At 34.3% G+C, this 19,856-nt stretch carries 17 protein-coding genes; 2 read left to right on the top strand and 15 right to left on the bottom strand.

What is annotated here, in order from left to right; all coding sequences use genetic code 11:
- The first annotated feature begins 8 nt into the window (after positions 1 to 8).
- The gene (locus tag ACNG5D_RS13870) at positions 9 to 1,184 is read left to right on the top strand and encodes a 2-isopropylmalate synthase (protein ID WP_418184127.1); all 1,176 of its coding nucleotides are present in this window, start codon (positions 9 to 11) and stop codon (positions 1,182 to 1,184) included.
- Positions 1,185 to 1,195: 11 nt separating this feature from the next.
- Positions 1,196 to 2,314, top strand: a complete 1,119-nt coding sequence (gene leuB, locus ACNG5D_RS13875) for a 3-isopropylmalate dehydrogenase (protein ID WP_418184128.1) — start codon at positions 1,196 to 1,198, stop codon at positions 2,312 to 2,314.
- 555 nt (positions 2,315 to 2,869) lie between these two features.
- On the opposite strand, the gene ACNG5D_RS13880 is transcribed toward leuB, so the two are convergent.
- From ACNG5D_RS13880 to ACNG5D_RS13950, 15 genes are all read right to left on the bottom strand, one after another.
- Positions 2,870 to 4,303: a sulfatase family protein gene (locus tag ACNG5D_RS13880; protein ID WP_418184129.1), complete on the bottom strand. Its 1,434-nt coding sequence runs from the start codon at positions 4,301 to 4,303 to the stop codon at positions 2,870 to 2,872.
- Positions 4,304 to 4,317: 14 nt separating this feature from the next.
- Positions 4,318 to 5,697: a sulfatase gene (locus tag ACNG5D_RS13885; protein WP_418184130.1), complete on the bottom strand. Its 1,380-nt coding sequence runs from the start codon at positions 5,695 to 5,697 to the stop codon at positions 4,318 to 4,320.
- A 303-nt stretch (positions 5,698 to 6,000) separates the two neighbouring features.
- On the bottom strand, positions 6,001 to 7,275 hold the full coding sequence (gene argH / locus ACNG5D_RS13890; RefSeq protein WP_418184131.1) for an argininosuccinate lyase: 1,275 nt from the start codon (positions 7,273 to 7,275) through the stop codon (positions 6,001 to 6,003).
- A 49-nt stretch (positions 7,276 to 7,324) separates the two neighbouring features.
- A complete protein-coding gene (locus ACNG5D_RS13895; protein WP_418184132.1) occupies positions 7,325 to 8,392 on the bottom strand; it encodes a M20 family metallo-hydrolase in 1,068 nt (355 codons plus the stop codon).
- A gap of 3 nt (positions 8,393 to 8,395) precedes the next feature.
- Entirely contained in the window at positions 8,396 to 9,172 is a 777-nt protein-coding gene (argB, locus tag ACNG5D_RS13900) for an acetylglutamate kinase (RefSeq protein WP_418184133.1), read from the bottom strand.
- Between the two features lie 72 nt (positions 9,173 to 9,244).
- Positions 9,245 to 10,183: an N-acetylornithine carbamoyltransferase gene (locus ACNG5D_RS13905; protein ID WP_418184134.1), complete on the bottom strand. Its 939-nt coding sequence runs from the start codon at positions 10,181 to 10,183 to the stop codon at positions 9,245 to 9,247.
- Positions 10,184 to 10,188: 5 nt separating this feature from the next.
- On the bottom strand, positions 10,189 to 10,953 hold the full coding sequence (gene proB, locus ACNG5D_RS13910; RefSeq protein ID WP_418184135.1) for a glutamate 5-kinase: 765 nt from the start codon (positions 10,951 to 10,953) through the stop codon (positions 10,189 to 10,191).
- A gap of 2 nt (positions 10,954 to 10,955) precedes the next feature.
- Positions 10,956 to 12,149 (bottom strand): glutamate-5-semialdehyde dehydrogenase, encoded by a 1,194-nt coding sequence (locus ACNG5D_RS13915; RefSeq protein ID WP_418184136.1) that lies wholly within the window; start codon positions 12,147 to 12,149, stop codon positions 10,956 to 10,958.
- Between the two features lies 1 nt (position 12,150).
- A complete protein-coding gene (locus ACNG5D_RS13920; RefSeq protein WP_418184137.1) occupies positions 12,151 to 13,299 on the bottom strand; it encodes an aspartate aminotransferase family protein in 1,149 nt (382 codons plus the stop codon).
- Between the two features lies 1 nt (position 13,300).
- Complete coding sequence (gene proC / locus ACNG5D_RS13925) at positions 13,301 to 14,095, bottom strand: pyrroline-5-carboxylate reductase (RefSeq protein WP_418184138.1); 795 nt, start codon at positions 14,093 to 14,095, stop codon at positions 13,301 to 13,303.
- 115 nt (positions 14,096 to 14,210) lie between these two features.
- Positions 14,211 to 15,188, bottom strand: a complete 978-nt coding sequence (argC, locus tag ACNG5D_RS13930; RefSeq protein WP_418184139.1) for an N-acetyl-gamma-glutamyl-phosphate reductase — start codon at positions 15,186 to 15,188, stop codon at positions 14,211 to 14,213.
- A 3-nt stretch (positions 15,189 to 15,191) separates the two neighbouring features.
- Positions 15,192 to 16,367, bottom strand: a complete 1,176-nt coding sequence (locus ACNG5D_RS13935; protein ID WP_418184140.1) for an argininosuccinate synthase — start codon at positions 16,365 to 16,367, stop codon at positions 15,192 to 15,194.
- A 41-nt stretch (positions 16,368 to 16,408) separates the two neighbouring features.
- Complete coding sequence (locus ACNG5D_RS13940) at positions 16,409 to 17,029, bottom strand: GNAT family N-acetyltransferase (RefSeq protein ID WP_418184141.1); 621 nt, start codon at positions 17,027 to 17,029, stop codon at positions 16,409 to 16,411.
- 556 nt (positions 17,030 to 17,585) lie between these two features.
- Positions 17,586 to 18,092 (bottom strand): azurin, encoded by a 507-nt coding sequence (gene azu / locus ACNG5D_RS13945; protein ID WP_418184142.1) that lies wholly within the window; start codon positions 18,090 to 18,092, stop codon positions 17,586 to 17,588.
- Between the two features lie 40 nt (positions 18,093 to 18,132).
- Complete coding sequence (locus ACNG5D_RS13950; RefSeq protein ID WP_418184143.1) at positions 18,133 to 19,725, bottom strand: NADP-dependent glyceraldehyde-3-phosphate dehydrogenase; 1,593 nt, start codon at positions 19,723 to 19,725, stop codon at positions 18,133 to 18,135.
- Positions 19,726 to 19,856 lie beyond the last annotated feature (131 nt).

Genomic DNA, 19,856 nt, shown 5'->3' on the forward strand with positions numbered 1-19,856 from the left:
TTTAATAAATGTCTGATAATAAAGTCCAAATTTTTGATACAACGCTAAGAGATGGCGAACAAGTCCCTGGCTGCAAATTGAATACTGACCAAAAATTAATTATTGCCGAGCAACTTGATTTATTGGGAGTAGACATTATTGAAGCTGGTTTTCCGGTATCTAGCCCTGGTGACTTCAAATCAGTTGAAGCCATTTCAAAATTAGTAAAACACGCTACCGTTTGTGGTTTAACACGCTCTGTAGAAAACGATATAAAAGTAGCTGGAGAGGCTTTAAAATATGCTAAAAAACCAAGAATACATACAGGTATTGGAACCTCTGAATCTCATATAAAATTTAAATTTAAGTCTACACAAGAAGATATAATTGAGCGTGCCGTTAAAGCGGTTAGTTATGCCAAATCTTTTGTTGAAGATGTAGAGTTTTATGCCGAAGATGCTGGCAGAACAGATAACGAATATTTAGCAAGAGTTTGCGAAGCTGTAATTAAAGCAGGTGCAACCGTATTAAACATTCCAGATACAACTGGATATTGTTTACCAAGCGAATATGGAGCCAAAATAAAATACTTAAAAGAAAACGTAAAAGGTATTGATAAAGCTATTTTGTCTTGTCATTGCCATAACGATTTAGGATTGGCTACTGCAAACTCTATTGAAGGTGTTATAAACGGTGCTCGCCAAATAGAGTGTACTATTAATGGTATTGGAGAACGCGCAGGAAATACAGCTTTAGAAGAAGTGGTAATGATTTTAAAACAACACCCTTACCTAAATTTAGATACAGGCATTCAAACCGAAATGCTATATGGTATTAGCCAATTAGTATCAGACAGTATGGGAATATACACGCAACCCAACAAAGCTATTGTAGGCGCTAATGCATTTGCACACAGCTCTGGAATACATCAAGATGGTGTAATAAAAAACCGAGAAACTTACGAAATTATAGACCCCAAAGCTGTAGGCGTTACAGAATCTGCCATTGTTTTAACGGCAAGAAGCGGAAGAGCTGCCTTAGCTTACAGAGCAAAAAATGTAGGATACGAATTAACAAAACTTCAACTAGATGAAATCTATACTAATTTCTTAGATTTTGCCGATAAGAAAAAAGAAGTTGACGATAACGATATCCATAAAATAATAGAAAACAGCAAAGTATATAACGAAATTACTTCTGCTTAATTGAAAAAAATATGAAACTAAATATAGCTGTATTACCCGGCGATGGTATAGGTCCAGAAGTTATAGCTCAAGCCGTTAAGGTATTGAAAGTTGTTGCTATGGAGTTTAACCACATATTTACATTTCAAAATGCACTAGTAGGCGCTAGTGCTATAGATAAAACTGGAAGCCCTTTACCCGAAGAAACCATTAACATTTGCAAAAAAGCAGATGCTGTTTTATTTGGTGCCATTGGTAATACTAAATATGATGATAATCCAGACGCTAAAATTCGCCCAGAACAAGGGCTTTTAGGTTTGCGCAAAGAATTAGGTTTATACTCAAACATAAGACCCGTAATAGCTTACGAAGATTTATTAAGCAAATCCTCACTTAAAGTAAAACAAATAAAGGACACCAATATTCTTATTTACCGCGAACTAACAGGCGGCATTTATTTTGGCGATCGCCATCTAAGTGACGATGGCAATACCGCCTCAGACGTTTGTAAATACCAACGTTTTGAAATAGAACGCATTGCACATCTAGCCTTTAAAGCCGCACAATCTAGAAAACACAAATTAACTTTAGTTGATAAAGCTAACGTATTAGAAAGCTCTCGTTTATGGAGACGCATTGTAAAAGAAATTGCGCCACAATACCCAAATGTAAAAGTTAAATACATGTATGTTGATAATGCCGCTATGGAACTTATTATCAACCCAAGGCAATTTGATGTTATTTTAACCGAAAATATGTTTGGCGACATCCTATCTGAAGAAGCCAGCGTAATTGTAGGCTCTATAGGCTTATTAGCATCGGCATCAATAGGCGATAAACATGCCATGTTCGAGCCCATTCATGGTGCATATACCAAAGCCGCAAACAAAGGCATAGCAAACCCTATAGCCTCAATTTTATCGGCAGCCATGCTACTAGACCATTTTGGGCTTTACGAAGAAGCTGCTTTAGTAAGAGAAGGCGTAGACAAATCGTTAAAACTACACATTACAACACCAGATTTAAACAATAAATACGATAATATAAGCACTACTAAAGTAGGCGATTTTATAGAAGATTTTATACAAAATCCAGACGAAACCAATCTAAACTTTACAAATATACATTTAGGGCAATCCACAATCATTTAATTATTTGAGTTAGTCACCAAAAATTTCATTCAGGATAAGTCCTTAAAAGCGCATCTAACTAATGCGCTTTTTTAATGTATAAATTTTATATTTTGGGCGTTACCCTAAAAGGGTCGGGCTATTCGTTACAAGTCCTCGCACCTCCTTCGTCGGGCTCTGGGCTTTACACTGCTATCCCTAACGCAGAAATTGAGGTTCGTTTAACGGTAAATTGTATGAGTAGTGGCAGATTGCGTGGTAGATTCCTGTCAAACCGCATGCAGTTTGAGCGGGTTACAAACCTTGATATTTACCACATTACCTGCCATTACTTATACAAAATGTTGCCTGCTGTTATTAATTTGCCCAGATAATCGGTTTTTATTATCCTTAAGTATTTTCTTTGAGCGTTGTGGTTGTTAACAAGAATGTATGATCTTTCAAATTCTTACGAAGACTCTCTTTTAAACATTAACGTTGCCAACACGATAGATCGAAATAAACATTCTGTTGATATATTGCTAGTAAAAAAGGCTGAATAGCCGTAAGGCATAAGTAGTACTTACTTATTAATAATTAGTAATCCAATATCAGGTAATCTTCTTTTTTAAGTGTATTTTGAAGGCGGTCGGGAACGGGCAAATTTTTCCTTGGCTGATCTAAAAGAAATTTTTTTGTCCAAATAAGTGGCATATATCCAGGTTCGCCAGTTAATATATCGCCTTGTTCCTTCATCCATTTTTTTAATTCAGAAGCCAGTTCTTGTTTTATGGAAAGATGGGCTTCATCTTGTGCTAAATTGTTCTGCTCAAAAGGGTCGTTAATAATATCGTACAACTCCTCGTAAGGTTTACTTTTGTACTTATTGGCTCCTATGGTAATAAAGGCATTTACATACTCATTATCGCCCATATTTTGTTCGGATACTTCTACTGCGTTAAAATTACGAATGTATTTATACCGGTTACTACGGATCATGCGTGCAGGAAATACAGATGCGGCAAGAATCCCTTGATTGGTCTGTACACCATAAACATACTCATGTATTTCAGCATTTTTATCTTTTAACACAGGGAAAATACTCTTTCCATCCATATCGGAAATTGCTTCTCCACCTGCCATTTCAATAAAAGTAGGGACTACATCTGTGTAATGTACCAAAGCTTTACTACGAGTACCCGGCTTTATCACTTTTGGCCAACGTGCAACAAAAGGTACATTCAATCCACGGTCGTATACCGTAAATTTGCCCGACACCCCATGATCGGCACTATAAATAAATAAGGTGTTGTCATCCAACTCCTCGTCGACATACTGAAGCACCTTTGCCAAGTGAATATTGTCTTCTTCCACACTTCTGTAATAGCCACTCATTCTCTTAAGTGCAACAGGATCGTTTATCTTATCCTCGTTAAACGGATAAAATTGCAAACTATCGGCTGGTTTAGCAGGCACGTCAAAATATTCTGCGTGAGGATAATACGAAGTAATAAACATACAAAATGGCTTCTCGCTATTCTTGAAATAAGCTTGAATGCTATCAAATGGAATATCTTTACGCGGGCCTCGGCCTTTTATCGAATGCCACTCTTTATCCCATTCGTACACCGATGCGGGTTGCACATGACTTTTGCCTGCAAGGATCACCTCATAACCTAAATCTCCCAAATAAGTAGTAACAGATTTAATATCGGGTTTTGTTCTAAAATGATTGAGGAAACATCCATTTTTACAAGGATAACTACCTGTGTAAAGTTGCGAACGGCTAGGGGCACAGATAGACTGAGCCGTAAAGGCGTTCTCAAATGTCATACCTTCACGCGACAGGCGATCAACAGCAGGCGTGTTTATCTTTTCATTACCATAACAACCATAATCATATACATCCTGGTCGTCGGCTAAATAAAAAATGATATTGGGTTTTGTTGCTTGTTTTTCTGGACTACGTACACAGCAACTCATCAACAACAAAAGGAATAATAATATGCTTGTTTTAAATAGGTTCTTCATTATTGCATTATTTATTATTTGTAACTATTTGCAAGATTCATCTTCTTGTCTAGGGTGCTTCGTAATTCTTTGAGCTTTTCGGTATAATCCGGGTCTGAAGCAAGGTTTGTGTTTTCTCCCGGATCAATTTCGAGATTGTACAGCATCTCTTCACCGTTTTCGTACAATGAATAATTGAATTTCTGCGTAATAACAGCGTCAGCCACTTTAAAACGTGCATAAACTGCCTCCTTAGTTGTTTCATTGGGATTATCAAGTACGGATGCAAAACTTTCCCCCATCACATAATCGGGCGGGGACAAGTCGGCCAAATCACAAAGCGTTGGATATATATCGACACTTTCAATTAAGGCTTGCGTTTGTTTGCCCCTTACTTTACCTGGCACCTTTACCAGCAACGGTATTTGAAGTGCATTGTGCATCGTATTATGTTTTCCCCAAAATTCGTGCTCGCCCAAATGCCAACCATGGTCGCCCCAAAGCACCACAATGGTATTCTCGGCTAGCCCCAGCGTTTCAAGTTCACTAATCACATCACCAACCAATTGATCTACATAGCTTACACATGCATAATAGCCATGGCGCATCATCTTATGGAATTCATCGGTTCCCGGGGTATATTCACCCCAGTCGTAGGTTTTAAATTCTCCACTTCCTCTTAACAACTTAGGAGCATTCTTGGGACGGTAACGATTATCGGCTAGGTCAATAGAATCCCTATCGTATAAATCCCAATATTTTTTTGGCGCATAAAAAGGCATGTGAGGACGAAAAAAACCACAAGCCATAAAGAAAGGTTCTTGGGATTCTTTAAAACGACGCAAGTCATTAATAGTTTTTTGTGCAATCTTAAAATCGGGATATACACTATCGGGAATTTCGGGCGCTTCGTAAATACGACCATTCCCTGATTTCTTGATTACTTTGCTAGAAGCAGGGTCGAAACTAACCCTATGCGACATATTGGGCATCCAAGGAGAGTTACTCCAACTTTTGTCTTTAGTATCTTTGTTATGATGAAACACTTTTCCATTAGAAATACAAGTATAACCAGCATCCCGAAAAACTCCAGGTAAAGTCTTCGCGTTAGGGACTTCTTTTTCGGCTTTCGCCAAATAATCGATAAAACGAGTTTTGGTAGGCAAAATACCAGTTAGCAAACTGGCTCTTGAGGCACCACAAACTGGGACATTACAATAGGCACGTTTAAATACGATACCTTCTTTGGCTAATTGATCTATATTTGGTGACTTAACCTGTGGAGCACCATAGCAACCTAGCTCTGTCCTTAAATCATCGATAGCTATAAAAAGTACATTTGGATGTTTTTCTTGTGCTTTACAGCTAAATAGTAGCCACACTGCAAAAAACACTAAGTAATTTGTCTTGTTCATTATTAAAATATTGATAAAGAATATACGACTTATCTTTACATTTAATTATTATTGTTTTGTTCTTGTAACCCACACTCTATACCTGTTCTATTAATTTGATATCATGTTTCAAAGCAGTTATAATCCATTATTTATATCACTAGCAGAAAAGTCCAATTAGTCTTTTATGTCTTATAATTCGTTCAGTCCTCAATTTTTAATGGCAGGCAATGCTTCGTGGATATGAAAACGTTTTAATGTTTTATATCCGACGTTAAACGAAGGTAGCTGAAAATTTTTACAAAATCAAGTTTTATAAAACCACTATTCAGGAAACTTAGCTCGAATTTTATCTAAGCTTAAGTTATGTATACTCCCAACGTGTGTATGGTGTTTCGAGGTATCTGGAACATAAGTACCATCTTGAACCTGACCACCTATTTTCTGGTAAGCCTCTCTAAAACTTTGCCCTTCAACCACTAAAGTATTAATATTATCAACAGTAAATAAATACTTATACTTATCGTCATGAATATCAATATCTTTCACAATTATTTGCTGTATGGAGTAATTAAAAATATCTAAAATATTTTTAAGTTCTTCAAAAGCTGCTATCATGTTTTCTTTTAATAACTGGAAATCTCTGTGGTAACCACTTGGCAAATTATTAGTTATTAAAATCATTTCAGTTTGTAAGGCTTGTATTTTATTACATTTACCTCTAATTAACTCAAAAACATCAGGGTTTTTTTTATGCGGCATAATACTGCTTCCTGTAGTTAACTCATCTGGAAAAGAAATAAAATTAAAATTCTGGCTCATATATAAACATGTATCCATAGCAAAACGCGATAACGTGTTTGCCAAACTTCCTAAAGCTGCAGCAATAGTACGCTCATTTTTTCCACGTCCCATTTGTGCTGCCACAACGTTGTACTTTAAAGTAGAAAAACCCATTTCTTTAGTTGTTAACTCTCTATCTATAGGAAACGAACTACCGTAGCCAGCCGCCGATCCCAACGGATTTTGATCTACAGTTTTAATGGCAGCATTTATTAAAAACACGTCGTCAATCATTAATTCGGCATAGGCAGAAAACCATAACCCGAAAGATGATGGCATTGCCACTTGCAAATGTGTATATCCTGGCAACACACTATCTTTATAGGTATTAGCCAACCCTAAAAGCGTATTAAAAAGCGTTTTAGTTTTAGTTTTTATTAAGCCTAAATTTTCTTTGTAATATAAGTGGCAGGCCACTAAAACTTGATCGTTTCTTGATCTTGCTGTGTGTATTTTTTTTCCAACGTCGCCAAGGCTTTTTGTTAATTCAAATTCTATTTTAGAGTGCACATCTTCAAACTGCTCATCAATAATAAAAGTGCCGTTTTCAATTTGCTCTTCTAAAACTTTTAACCCGCTTAACAAATCCACTAATTCTTCAACCGAAATAATGCCAATTTTTTGAAGCATTTTTGCATGTGCCTTAGATGCTATTACATCGTACTTTGCTATATGAATATCAATTTCTCTATCGTTTCCTACAGTAAATTGTTCTATTTTTTTATCGATTGATATGCCTTTGTCCCAGAGTTTCATTTCTTAAAATGTTTATTTGTTTACCTACTGTTTTTTTGGTTTTTGTTACTTAAACGATTACTCGCTTTAACAGTTCTACATAAATTTGTATACCTTCTTCAATTTCATTTACATAAATAAATTCGTTTGCCGAATGCGAACGTGTACTATCTCCTGGCCCTAATTTTAAACTTGGGCAAGAGAGTACCGCTTGGTCTGATAGTGTTGGCGATCCATAAGTGTTTCGTCCCATTGCCATTCCTGCCTTAACTAAATCATGCTCTACAGGAATAGATGATGAGTTTAACCGCAAACTACGAGGTGTTATTCTTGTAACAGGTGCGTTTTTTTGTAAATACTCTGCAATTTCGGCATTACTATATGCATCGTTTACTCGAACATCTATTACCAAATCTACGTGTGCCGGTACTACATTGTGCTGTTTTCCTGCATTAATTTGGGTTACAGTTAGCTTTACATCGCCTAAAGCTTCAGTACTTTTATCGAACTTTACATCTTTAAACCATTGCAATGCTTCAATAGTATTATAGATAGAATTATTATTATTTGGATGTGCCGCATGACTTGGTGTGCCTTCTATTACCGCATCAAAAACAACTAAGCCTTTTTCGGCAATTGCCAAATTCATTAAAGTTGGTTCGCCTACAATGGCTACATCTACTTTTGGAATTATAGGCAACATACTATTTAGCCCATTAGGCCCGCTACTCTCTTCTTCTGCTGAAGCAACAATTACTAAATTATATTTTAAATTTTCATGATTATAATAATGGGTAAACGTAGCTATTAAAGATACTAAACAGCCGCCAGCATCATTACTACCTAAGCCGTATAATTTACCATCTTCAATATGAGCGTTTAATGGATTTTTAGTGTAAGCCGAATTAGGTTTTACCGTATCGTGATGCGAGTTTAATAAAAGTGTTGGTTTACTTTCATCAAAATATTTATTAATTGCCCAAACGTTATTTTTGGTACGTTTAAAATCGATATTATGAGTTTTAAACCAATTTTCAATATGCGTAGCTGTTCTATCTTCTTCGGAAGAAAAAGATTGTGTTTCTATAAGTGTTTTTAAAAGCGTAATAGCATTTGAAGTTAATTTTTCTAGCTCCATAATTTACAATGTAATTTTAGTGAAATTATCATTTTCTTTTGTTAACATTGACGTGTTACCCATATTTATATTACTAACGCCTCCGCGAAGCGCATCAAAACAATTTTCTAGTTTAGGAAGCATACCATCTGCAATAATACCTTGAGTTAACAACTCTTGATAAATTTTAGAATCTATATGTTTTACAACAGAATTTTTATCGTTTATATCTTTTAAAACGCCGTTAAGCTCAAAACAATAATAAATAGAGGTGTCGTATAGATGGCTCATTGCAACTGCAACTTGCGAGGTAATGGTATCTGCATTGGTGTTTAATAACTGCCCATTTCCATCGTGTGTTATGGCACAAAAAACAGGTGTAAAATTGGCTTGTATTAGTTTATTTATCGAGTTATAACCTACCTCTTTTACATCGCCTACAAACCCAAAATCTATATCTTTTACTGGTCTTTTATCCGATTTAATGGCGTTAATATCTGCGCCTGTTAACCCAATAGCATTGGTTTTATTAGCTTGCAATTTTGCTACTACATTTTTATTTACCAAGCCACCGTAAACCATGGTTATAACCTCTAAGGTTTGGGCATCTGTAATACGCCTGCCATTTACCATTTGAGATTGTATACCTAATTTTGATGCCATGTAAGTGGCGCGTTTACCTCCGCCATGTACCAAAATTTTTTTCCCTTCTAAATTAGAAAATAATTTTAGAAATGTATTTAATGACGTGTCATCTTCAATGATATTACCTCCTATTTTTACTACGGATAGTTTTTCCATTTTTTAACTGTTAAACCTTAGCTTTTTTTAGCTTTTAGCAATAAACTGCCAATAGCTATAAACTAAACCCAATTATAAGTTTTCTAATATTTTTTTAAGTACCAATTGCGCGGCATAAGTTCTATTATTAGCCTGTTTAATAACTAAAGAACTGTCTGAATCTAAAACCTCATCTTCAACCACTACGTTTCTTCTAACTGGTAAACAATGCATAAACTTTGCCTTACCAATTTTAGCTTTTGTTATCATCCAATTAGGATCTGTATTATTTACTTTCCCATAATCTTCATAAGAACTCCAGTTTTTTGTATATACAAAATCGGCATCTTTAAACGCTTCTTCTTGGTTGTTATAAATTGGAGTATTGCCCGTAATTTCAGGGTTTAAATTATATCCTTCTGGATTTGTAATTACAAACTCGACATTCATTTTTTGCATGGCTTGAACAAAACTATTGGCAACAGCATGCGGCAACGCTTTAATATGCGGTGCCCAGCTTAAAACCACTTTAGGTTTTTTAACTTTAGCATGTTCTGAAATTGTAATTGCATCTGTTAATCCTTGTAGCGGATGCCCAGTTGCACTTTCCATATTTACTATAGGCACAGAAGCATATTTTTTAAATGCATTTAACACCTGTTCGCTATTATCCTTTTCTTTATCTGTTAATGTAGGGAATGCCCTAACTGCAATAATATTACAGTATTGAGATACAACAGCTGCAGCTTCTTTTATATGCTCGGCAGTAGTTCCGTTCATAACTGTCCCGTCACCAAACTCAATACCCCAAGCATCGCCAGAAACATTCATCACAATAGGATCCATTCCTAAATTTAATGCTGCTTTTTGTGTACTTAATCGTGTACGTAAGCTAGAATTAAAAAATAATAAACCTAAGGTTTTATTTTTTCCTAGTGTTTTATATTCAAGCGGATTTGCCTTTAATTGTTTAGCTTCTTCAATCCAATGGTTTATATTATCTATATCGTTTATGGATGTATAATTCTTCATTTAATTTATCTTATTTTGGTAAACGGCACCTTATTCTCCATAGCATTTACTATAAAATTATCTTCTAAACCGTTTACAATCCATGTTTCTATGTTTGCCTTTTTTGCTACAGATGCAGCTTCAATTTTAGATTTCATACCTCCGCTACCATGCGTTGATTTTGAATTTACAACCTGTTTTTCTAAGGTTTCTAAATTTTTGACCGTTTCAATTGTTTTAGGCGATTTATTTTCAATGGAATTTTTGGTGTAAATTCCATTGGTATTGGTTGCTATTATAAACAAATCGACATTTAAAAGCGATGCGGTTAGGGCTCCTAATTTATCGTTATCGCCAAACTTAATCTCATCGGTAGCAACCGTATCATTTTCATTAATAATAGGGATATAATTATTATTAACTAAAACATTTATTGTGTTTACAATATTGGTTTTACTTTCTTTTTTTTCGAAATCTGAATACGATAATAAACATTGAGAACTTAACAGGCCATACTCTCTAAAAATTTCTTGATAAATTCTTATTAAATGCGGCTGCCCAATAGATGCTAAGGCTTGTTTTACAAACACTTCTTTTTGCTTACTTTCTAGCTTTACAAATTGTTTTGCAACTGCAATGGCACCAGAACTTACAATAATAAACTCGTGCGTATCTTTAAGTTTTGCAATTTGGTTTGCTATATCCTCAATTTTACCTCTAGAAATATTATTGGTTTCTTTGGTTAGCGTATTAGAACCTAATTTAAGTAATATGCGTTTCTTTTTTTGCATGTTTATCTTATTTGTCCGCTTCCGTGAACATACCATTTATTTGTTACCAAATGCTGTAAACCTATTGGCCCGCGTTGGTGTAATTTATCTGTACTAATAGCTAATTCGCCCCCTAAACCTAATTGCCCACCATCTGTAAATCGGGTTGATGCGTTGTGATATACTGCTGCGGTATCTACATTTTCCATAAATAATTTTGCGGCATCGTTATTACTTGTAATTATTGATGAAGAATGCCCGCCAGAATACTTATTTATCATGGCGATTGTTTCTTCATTCGAACCAATTTCTCCAACAACAATTTTATAATCTAAAAACTCTTCGTACCAAATATCTTCAGACTTAAAAGCTGAAACATCATCAAAATGACACGTATTAGAATCTCCTAAAATAGAAATCTTAGACGCTTTTAATCTTGAAATTAATAGTTTTATAAACGCCTCTTTATTAGGAAGGTTTTTGTCAACCAACACCTTATCAACCGCATTGCAGGCCGATATTTTAGATTTCCCGTTCATAATTACATCCAAGGCAACATCGACATCAGCATCTTTATGAACATACACAAAATTGTTTCCACGTCCGCTAATAATTACTGGACAGGTTGCGTGTTGTTTTACAAATGCAATTAAACGTTCGCCACCACGAGGCACAATTAAATCTACTTTTTGTGTTGGTTTTTCTAAAAAGACTTGCGTTTCTGTTCTGTTAAATTTTAAATACTCAACCCAATCGGTAGAAGCACCAAATTCTTTTAAAGCTTCGTGCCACAACTCAACAATTTTTAAATTAGAGCGTAACGATTCTTTACCACCCTTTAGTAAAATTTTATTGCCCGATTTAAATGCAATTCCGGCTGCTTCAACAGTAACATCTGGCCTAGACTCGTAAATAATCATTACTGTACCAAACGATGCTGTTTTGTTATAAATTTGCATACCATTTTCATGTTTAAAGCTAAAACGCTCTACGCCTACAGGATCGTCTTGAGAGGCTAAATGCGTTACAGATTTAATCATTTCATCAACTTTAGAGTTGTCTACTTTTAAGCGATCAAACATTGAAATATCATCGCCGCTATAAGCCTCTAAATCTGTTTTATTAATATCAATAATGGCTTGACGTTCGCGTTCTAAAAGCGTCGCCATTTTTAGCAATACTGCGTTTCTTGTTTTTATAGATAGTAATGTATTCATGTTATGCTACAGGTGTTTCAACTTCATTCAATGCTTCAATTAAGGCTTCAAAAAACATATTAATATGTTCTTTTCTAACCGTTAATGGCGGTAATATTCTTAGTAATTTGTTGTTAGATGCACCTCCAGTAAAAATATGATGATTGTATATTAGTTTTTTTCTTAATTCGCCTACTTCAAAATCGAATTCTAGACCTAACATTAACCCACGGCCTTTAATTTTTTTTATCTGCGGAATAGTTTTTGCAATTTTTAAAAAGTATTCGGACATAGTGTTAGTATTATCAATAAGTTTCTGCTCTTCTATAACATTTAAAACCGATAACCCAGCCGCACACGCTAAATGATTACCTCCAAAAGTGGTTCCTAACATTCCAAATTTAGCTTCAATTTCTGGATGAATTAAAATTCCACCAATAGGAAAACCATTACCCATCCCTTTTGCTATAGCAATAATATCTGGCTCAACATTATAATGCTGATAGGCGAAAAATTTACCCGAACGCCCGTAACCCGACTGCACCTCGTCTGCAATAAACATAGTATTATTGGCTTTACAAAGGGCATTAACTTGCTCGAAAAAATCGCTAGAAGCCTGATCCAACCCGCCAACACCTTGAATAAATTCTATAATAACAGCACAAACATCGCCTTTTTCTAATTCGGCTTTAACACCATCAATATCATTTAAATCAAGAATAGTTACTTGCTGTTGCGCATTAATTGGAGCAATAATGTTTTTATTATCTGTAGCAGCAACAGCTGCCGATGTACGACCATGAAATCCATTTTTAAAAGCAACAACTCTAGACTTTCCTGTTTTAAACGAAGCTAATTTTAAAGCATTTTCGTTAGCCTCGGCTCCCGAATTACATAAAAACAACTCATAATCTTTACATCCCGAAAGCAATTCTAATTTATCTGCCAATTCTTTTTGTAAAGGGTTTTGTATGGCGTTTGAATAAAAACCAAGTTTAGAAACTTGCTCTGATACAGCATTAACATATTTAGGGTGCGCATGCCCAATAGAAATTACTGCGTGCCCTCCATATAAATCTAAATATTCGGTTCCTTTTTCGTCATAAACATATACACCTTTTCCTGAAGTTGGTGTTACATTATACAACGGGTATACATTAAATAATGGCATTTTACGTGGTTTTTATTTGGTTAATTTTTTCAAACGAAGCTGTTATTCCTTTAATAAGCGACGAGCTTAAACCTTGGTGTTCCATTTCGTTTAAACCCTCTATAGTACATCCGCTAGGTGTTGTTACACGGTCTATTTCTTCTTCTGGATGTTTACCCGATTCTTTCAATAAAGTGGCAGCCCCAAAACAGGTTTGCATAGCCAATTCATGCGCTTCATGAGCCTCGAAACCTAACTGAATAGCCCCTTGTGTTGTAGCACGAATTAAACGCATCCAAAATGCAATACCACTAGCACAAATTACAGTAGCCGCTTGCAATTGCTCTTCTGGAATTTCCATGGTGCGCCCCATACTATTAAAAATAGTTTTAGCTACACTCACTTTTTCCTTACCTTTTTGGTTGGCCGAAATACACGTCATAGATTGCCCTACCGAGGCCGCTGTATTTGGCATAGATCGGATAATAAAATTATCTTCACCAACAATAGCTTCTATTCTAGAAATTGCAAAACCAGTAATTACCGAAATTATTACATGGTTTTCATGCAACAACGGTTTAACCACTTTCAATACGGCTTCAAAATGTCTTGGCTGAACTGCGAAAATTAAAACATCGGCATTTTTAACCGCCAAAGCATTATCTGAAGTTAATTTAACATTCTTATAAGCTTCAAACCCTTTAATAGATTCGATATGTCTTTTTGTTAAATATAACGATGTTAAAGTATTTGTAGACACCAGCCCATTTGCTATAGACTGCCCTAAACTTCCTGCTCCAATAATTGCTACTCTCATAATATTTTATTTTTTTGGCGTTACCACAAGGGTCGGGCTTTACGTTACAAGTCCTCGCACTTCCTTTGTCAGGCTGTGGGCTTTTCTCTGCAATCCCTAACGCGCTACTGTTCTCCTAAAAATAGGTTGCTTTTAACCCTAATCCTGTTGTTTCTTTTAAACCAAACATTAAATTCATGTTTTGAATTGCTTGACCAGAAGCACCTTTTAATAAATTATCAATAATACTTGTAATTAATAACTTTCCATTATGTTTATGTACATGCACCAAACACTTATTTGTGTTTACTACCTGTTTCATGTGTAAAAAATCGTCTGATACAAATGTAAATTTAGCTTCTTTATAAAACGACTTATAGATGCTTTTTGCTTTTTCAACCGTTCCTTCAAAATCTGTATAAATAGTTGCAAAAATGCCTCTTGAAAAATTACCCCTATTTGGCATAAAAATAATTTCTGATGAAAAATTATTTTGTAATTGGTTTACAGATTGATTAATTTCTCCTAAATGCTGGTGTGTAAATGGTTTATAATATGAAAAATTATTATCTCTCCACGTATAATGTGTTGTAGCAGACAACGATGTTCCGGCACCTGTAGCTCCTGTAACCGCATTAATATGCACATCTTTATTTATCAATCTGGCATTAGCCAATGGCAATAAGCCTAACTGAATTGCTGTTGCAAAGCACCCTGGATTTGCTATATAATTTGCATTTACAATAGCTTCTTTATTTAATTCTGGTAAACCATAAACAAAGGTTTTGCCTTTAAATGTTTTATCGGCTTCCAGTCTAAAATCGTTTCCTAAATCGATAATTTTAGTGTTATCAGAAAACGTATTAGCTTCTAAAAACTTAACCGAATTTCCGTGTCCTAAACATAAAAACAACACATCTACGTTTGGGTTTACAGTATCAGTAAATTTCAAATCTAAACTTCCAACTAAATCTTGGTGCACCTTGCTAATATTGTTTCCTGCGTTACTTGTACTAAACACAAAATCAATTTCAGTTTCAGGATGATTAATTAATAATCTAATTAACTCACCAGCTGTATATCCAGCACCACCTATAATTCCAACCTTAATCATAACTTAAGAATTTACTTGTCTGTATATTTTATTTTGATTGCCTATAATTTTAATAAATCCTTTAGCATCATCTGCCGTCCAAGCTTTATTTTCTTCGCCATACGTACTAAACTTACTAGACATTAAATCGTGTTTAGAAACAATACCATCTAAAGAAAAATGATAAGGTTTTAAAGTAACCACAACATTACCAGAAACCATTTTTTGTGAGCTTTGTAAAAAGGCTTCGGTATCTCGCATTACAGGGTCTAAATATTGTCCTTCATGTAAATGCATACCGTAAAAACTAGACAAATACTCTTTGTGTTGTAATTGCCATTTGGTTAAAGTATGCTTTTCTAATAAATGATGCGCTTTTACGGTAATTAAAGCCGCTGCAGCTTCAAAACCAACACGCCCTTTTGTACCAACTATAGTATCGCCAACATGAATATCTCTACCTATAGCATAAGCCGATGCTATGTTATTTAAGTTTTCAATATTTACTTCTGGAGCGTTTTCTTGTCCGTTTAAGGCCACAAACTCGCCATTTTTAAAAGTAAGGGTTACTTTTTCTTCGCCATTTTTTTGTAATTGAGATGGGTAAGCCTCACTTGGTAAAGGTTTTTCAGACTCCAAAGTTTCAACACCACCCACACTTGTGCCCCAAAGCCCTTTATTAACCGAGTATTTAGATTTCTCCCAAGGCATATCAATACCTTCAGATTTTAAATAATCTATTTCTTCTTGTCTGGTTAGTTTTTGGTCTCTAATTGGTGTAATAATTTTAATTCCGGGTGCTAAGGTTTGAAAAATCATATCGAAACGTACTTGGTCGTTACCTGCCCCTGTGCTACCATGAGCTATATATTCGGCACCAATACTTTTTGCGTACTCTATAATTTCAATAGCTTGAATTATACGCTCTGCACTTACAGAAAGCGGATATGTACTATTTTTTAAAACATTTCCAAATATTAAATACTTTACTACTTTTTGGTAAAATGTAGCAACGGCATCAATATTTTTATATGTAGTAACCCCCATTTTATAAGCATTACTTTCAATATTATTAATTTCTTCTTTAGTGAAACCACCTGTGTTTACACTTACTGCGTGTACATCGTATTGCTTTGATAAACTAACTGCACAATACGAAGTATCTAATCCGCCACTATAAGCTATTACTAATTTTTTCATTTTTTGAAAATTATTTTTTATTCCCTAGTCTTAGGGAATTTCTATTTTTTGTTTTTATCTTTTTTAAGAAACAATGCTTCTTTTATTCTTTTAAGCCTTTGAAACGTTTTTTCTTTTATAGGCTTTACATTATCCTTTTTTGCATTAGGATCGTATAACATACCTGTACACAAACACATTTTTCTGTTAGTTCGTGTTAACACATCGTAATTTTTACAAGTTTGGCAACCATCCCAAAAGGTTTGGTCGTCTGTTAATTCTGAAAACGCAACAGGTTTATAGCCTAAATCGCTATTCATTTTCATAACTGCCGACCCTGTGGTTATACTAAATATTTTAGCGTTTGGAAATTTCTCTTTAGAATGTGCAAAAACTTTATGTTTAATTTGTTTAGCAAGCCCTTCTCCTCTATAATCTGGATGTACAATTAAACCCGAGTTTGCTACAAATTTACCATGCCCCCATTTTTCTATATAACAAAACCCTGCAAATTTATTGCCATCTATTGCAATTACTGCATTGCCATTTTCCATTTTTGTAGCTATATATTCGGGAGTTCTTCTCGCTATACCTGTACCTCTAATTGCTGCTGACTCTGCTATTGTTTCGCAAATTATTTCTGCAAATTTAATATGTGACTTATCGGCTATAACAACCTTCATTTCCTTTATTATTAATTGTAAATTATTCTTTATTTTCTTTAAAGCAGAACTGGACTCACCTAGTTCTAAAAATTATTGCATACCCTTACGGGCGACGAAGAAATTTACAGCGCATAATAGGACTATTGTTAATTATTAAATTAACTTTATTTTGAAATACTATGGGATTTTTTTTGAACACTTTTGAAAAATTAAAATAACGTTTGGTTTTTACTAATATTGAAGCAATTAGAAACGGCGGATATTGCGCAATGGCAACCCGGGTGTAGAACGACGTATTTTATTTTTTAAATTTTTCACTTTGTAAAACTAAAATTTATTTTTAATAAAGCCTCGCTTATACTGTTCTTTTTAAGAAAAATTATTGATATCTCTTTTTTTTTATGGTTTTACTTTAAATTATTCAAATTCATGCTTTTAATACTTGTTTTTATGAATATTATATTATGAGTTTAACGCCTAATTTTATATTGATTATGTTTACATAATATGAATAAATAAAAAAGGACGACTCTAAAACTGAATCGTCCTTTTTTTTATCTTAATAATAAAATTACTATTCTACTATAAACTCTCCTTTCATTAAAGCATAATGCCCAGGAAAACTACATAAAAATTGATATGTACCTACTTTTGGAGCATCAAACTCTATTACTGCTGTTTCTCCACCACCTAGCATTTTGGTATGTGCTATTACATTGTTAGTGTTTTTAGGTATATAACTATTATCACTTGCTGATGCTGCTAGATTACCAAATGCCGTTAAATTAACACCTTGTTTAAGCAAAACAAAATTATGCCCCATAACATTTTTACCCATTTTACCAATGTGCTTTAAAGTAACTTTTACCTTTTTACCTGCTTTAACACGAATTACTTTCTTGTTAAATTGCATAGCATCGTTACCTGTTATTACAATATTGTTTGGGTTGCTTTCAACTTGTTTTGAGGTTTCTGGTTTGTTTTCGTAACTAAATCCTTTATTTTTCTTTTCTGTTTTTTCTCCGCAAGCTATTAAAAAGATGGAAAAAACAATTAAAACTGTAATTTTTATTACTTTCATAAGTCAATATTAATTTTCAATAAAATTAACCTATTTCAATTTATAAAATATAATCTGTACTAATAAAGTTTGATGTTTTCTTTTCTAATAATTCCTCAAGAATAGCATTATTATACTCGTTATCTTTTGATGCTACAAAAGTTCTAATAGAAAAAGAACGTAAAGCATCATGAACACTTAAAGTTCCAAATGCAGAATCTTTTCGACCTGTAAACGGATATACATCTGGCCCACGTTGGCAAGAACTATTAAGGTTTACACGACAAACAAGGTTTACTAATGTATCGATTAAAGGAGATAATGTGTGTATGTTTTTACCAAATAAACTTACTTGTTGCCCGTAATTAGACTCTGCCATATCATCCAGAGGCTCTTCGATATCTGAAAATGAGACAATAGGTATAACTGGTCCAAACTGTTCTTCTTTAAACACACGCATATTTTTAGTTACTGGATATAAAACAGCTGGAAAAATAAAATTACTGGTAGTTTCTCCTCCTTTTTTGTTTAATACGTTAGCTCCTTTTTCTTTAGCATCATCAATTAATTCTTGTATGTAGGCTGGTTTGTCTTCTTCTGGAAGCGGTGTTAACTTTACATCTTTTTCCCAAGGGTTACCAAATTTTAATTGATCTACTTTAAAGGCAAACCTTCTATTAAATTCCTCGACAACAGACTCATGAACATACAACACTTTAAGTGCTGTACAACGTTGCCCATTAAAGGATAGTGTTCCGGCTATACATTCTTCTACAGCCAAATCTAAATCGGCATCTGGTAAAACAATAGCCGGGTTTTTAGCTTCTAAGCCTAAAACCATTCTAAGTCTATTTCCTTTTGGGTGCTGCGCCTGTAAAGCATTAGCCGATTTACTATTTCCTATTAAGGCTAAAACATCAATCTTACCAGATTGCATAATTGGCGTAGCCAAAACTCGCCCACGCCCATAAACAATATTTACAACGCCTTCTGGAAAACTGCTTTGAAAAGCTTCTAATAAAGGCGATATTAACAAAACACCTAATTTTGCGGGCTTAAATATTACAGGATTTCCCATAATTAATGCCGGAATTAACAAGGTAAACGTTTCGTTTAAAGGGTAGTTATAAGGCCCTAAACATAAAACAACTCCTAATGGCCCTCGGCGAATGTGTGCATATACCCCAGAATTTTTTTCAAACTTGGCAGAGTTTCTATCTATTTGTTTGTAAGCTTCAATAGTATCATAAATATAATCGACTGTTCTATCAAATTCTTTTTCCGAATCTGGAAGATTTTTACCTATTTCCCACATTAATAGTTTTACAACTTCCTCTCGTTTGGTTTTCATTTGCTCTACAAAAGTTTCCATACAAGCAATTCTATCGCCAACTTTCATTGTAGGCCATAAACCTTTACCATTATCGTAAGCTTGAGTAGCAGAATGAAGCGCCTCTAGAGCTTGCTTTTCTCCTAATTGCGGAATGGTTCCTAAAAGTGTTTGCGCATAATTTGAAGTAGAAGATATGGTTGAATATACCTCGGCAGTATCGCCTTCCCATTTTTTTAATTGACCATTTACAAGATATGTTTTTTGGTGTAAAAGTGTGTCTATTTTGTATGTATCTGGAATTTCTACAAAAGATTGTTTCATGAGATTCTATTTGTTTTATTTTAAAAGATAACTGTTAGATTTAGTTATCTATTTTAAAGTTTAACAACTAAGAGTCTTAAACTTTAAAAGTTTCTTTTACCTACATCAAAATAAACAAAAAATCTGCTAAT

It is taken from the genome of Algibacter ulvanivorans (assembly GCF_048381495.1).
GTDB lineage: Bacteria > Bacteroidota > Bacteroidia > Flavobacteriales > Flavobacteriaceae > Algibacter_B > Algibacter_B ulvanivorans.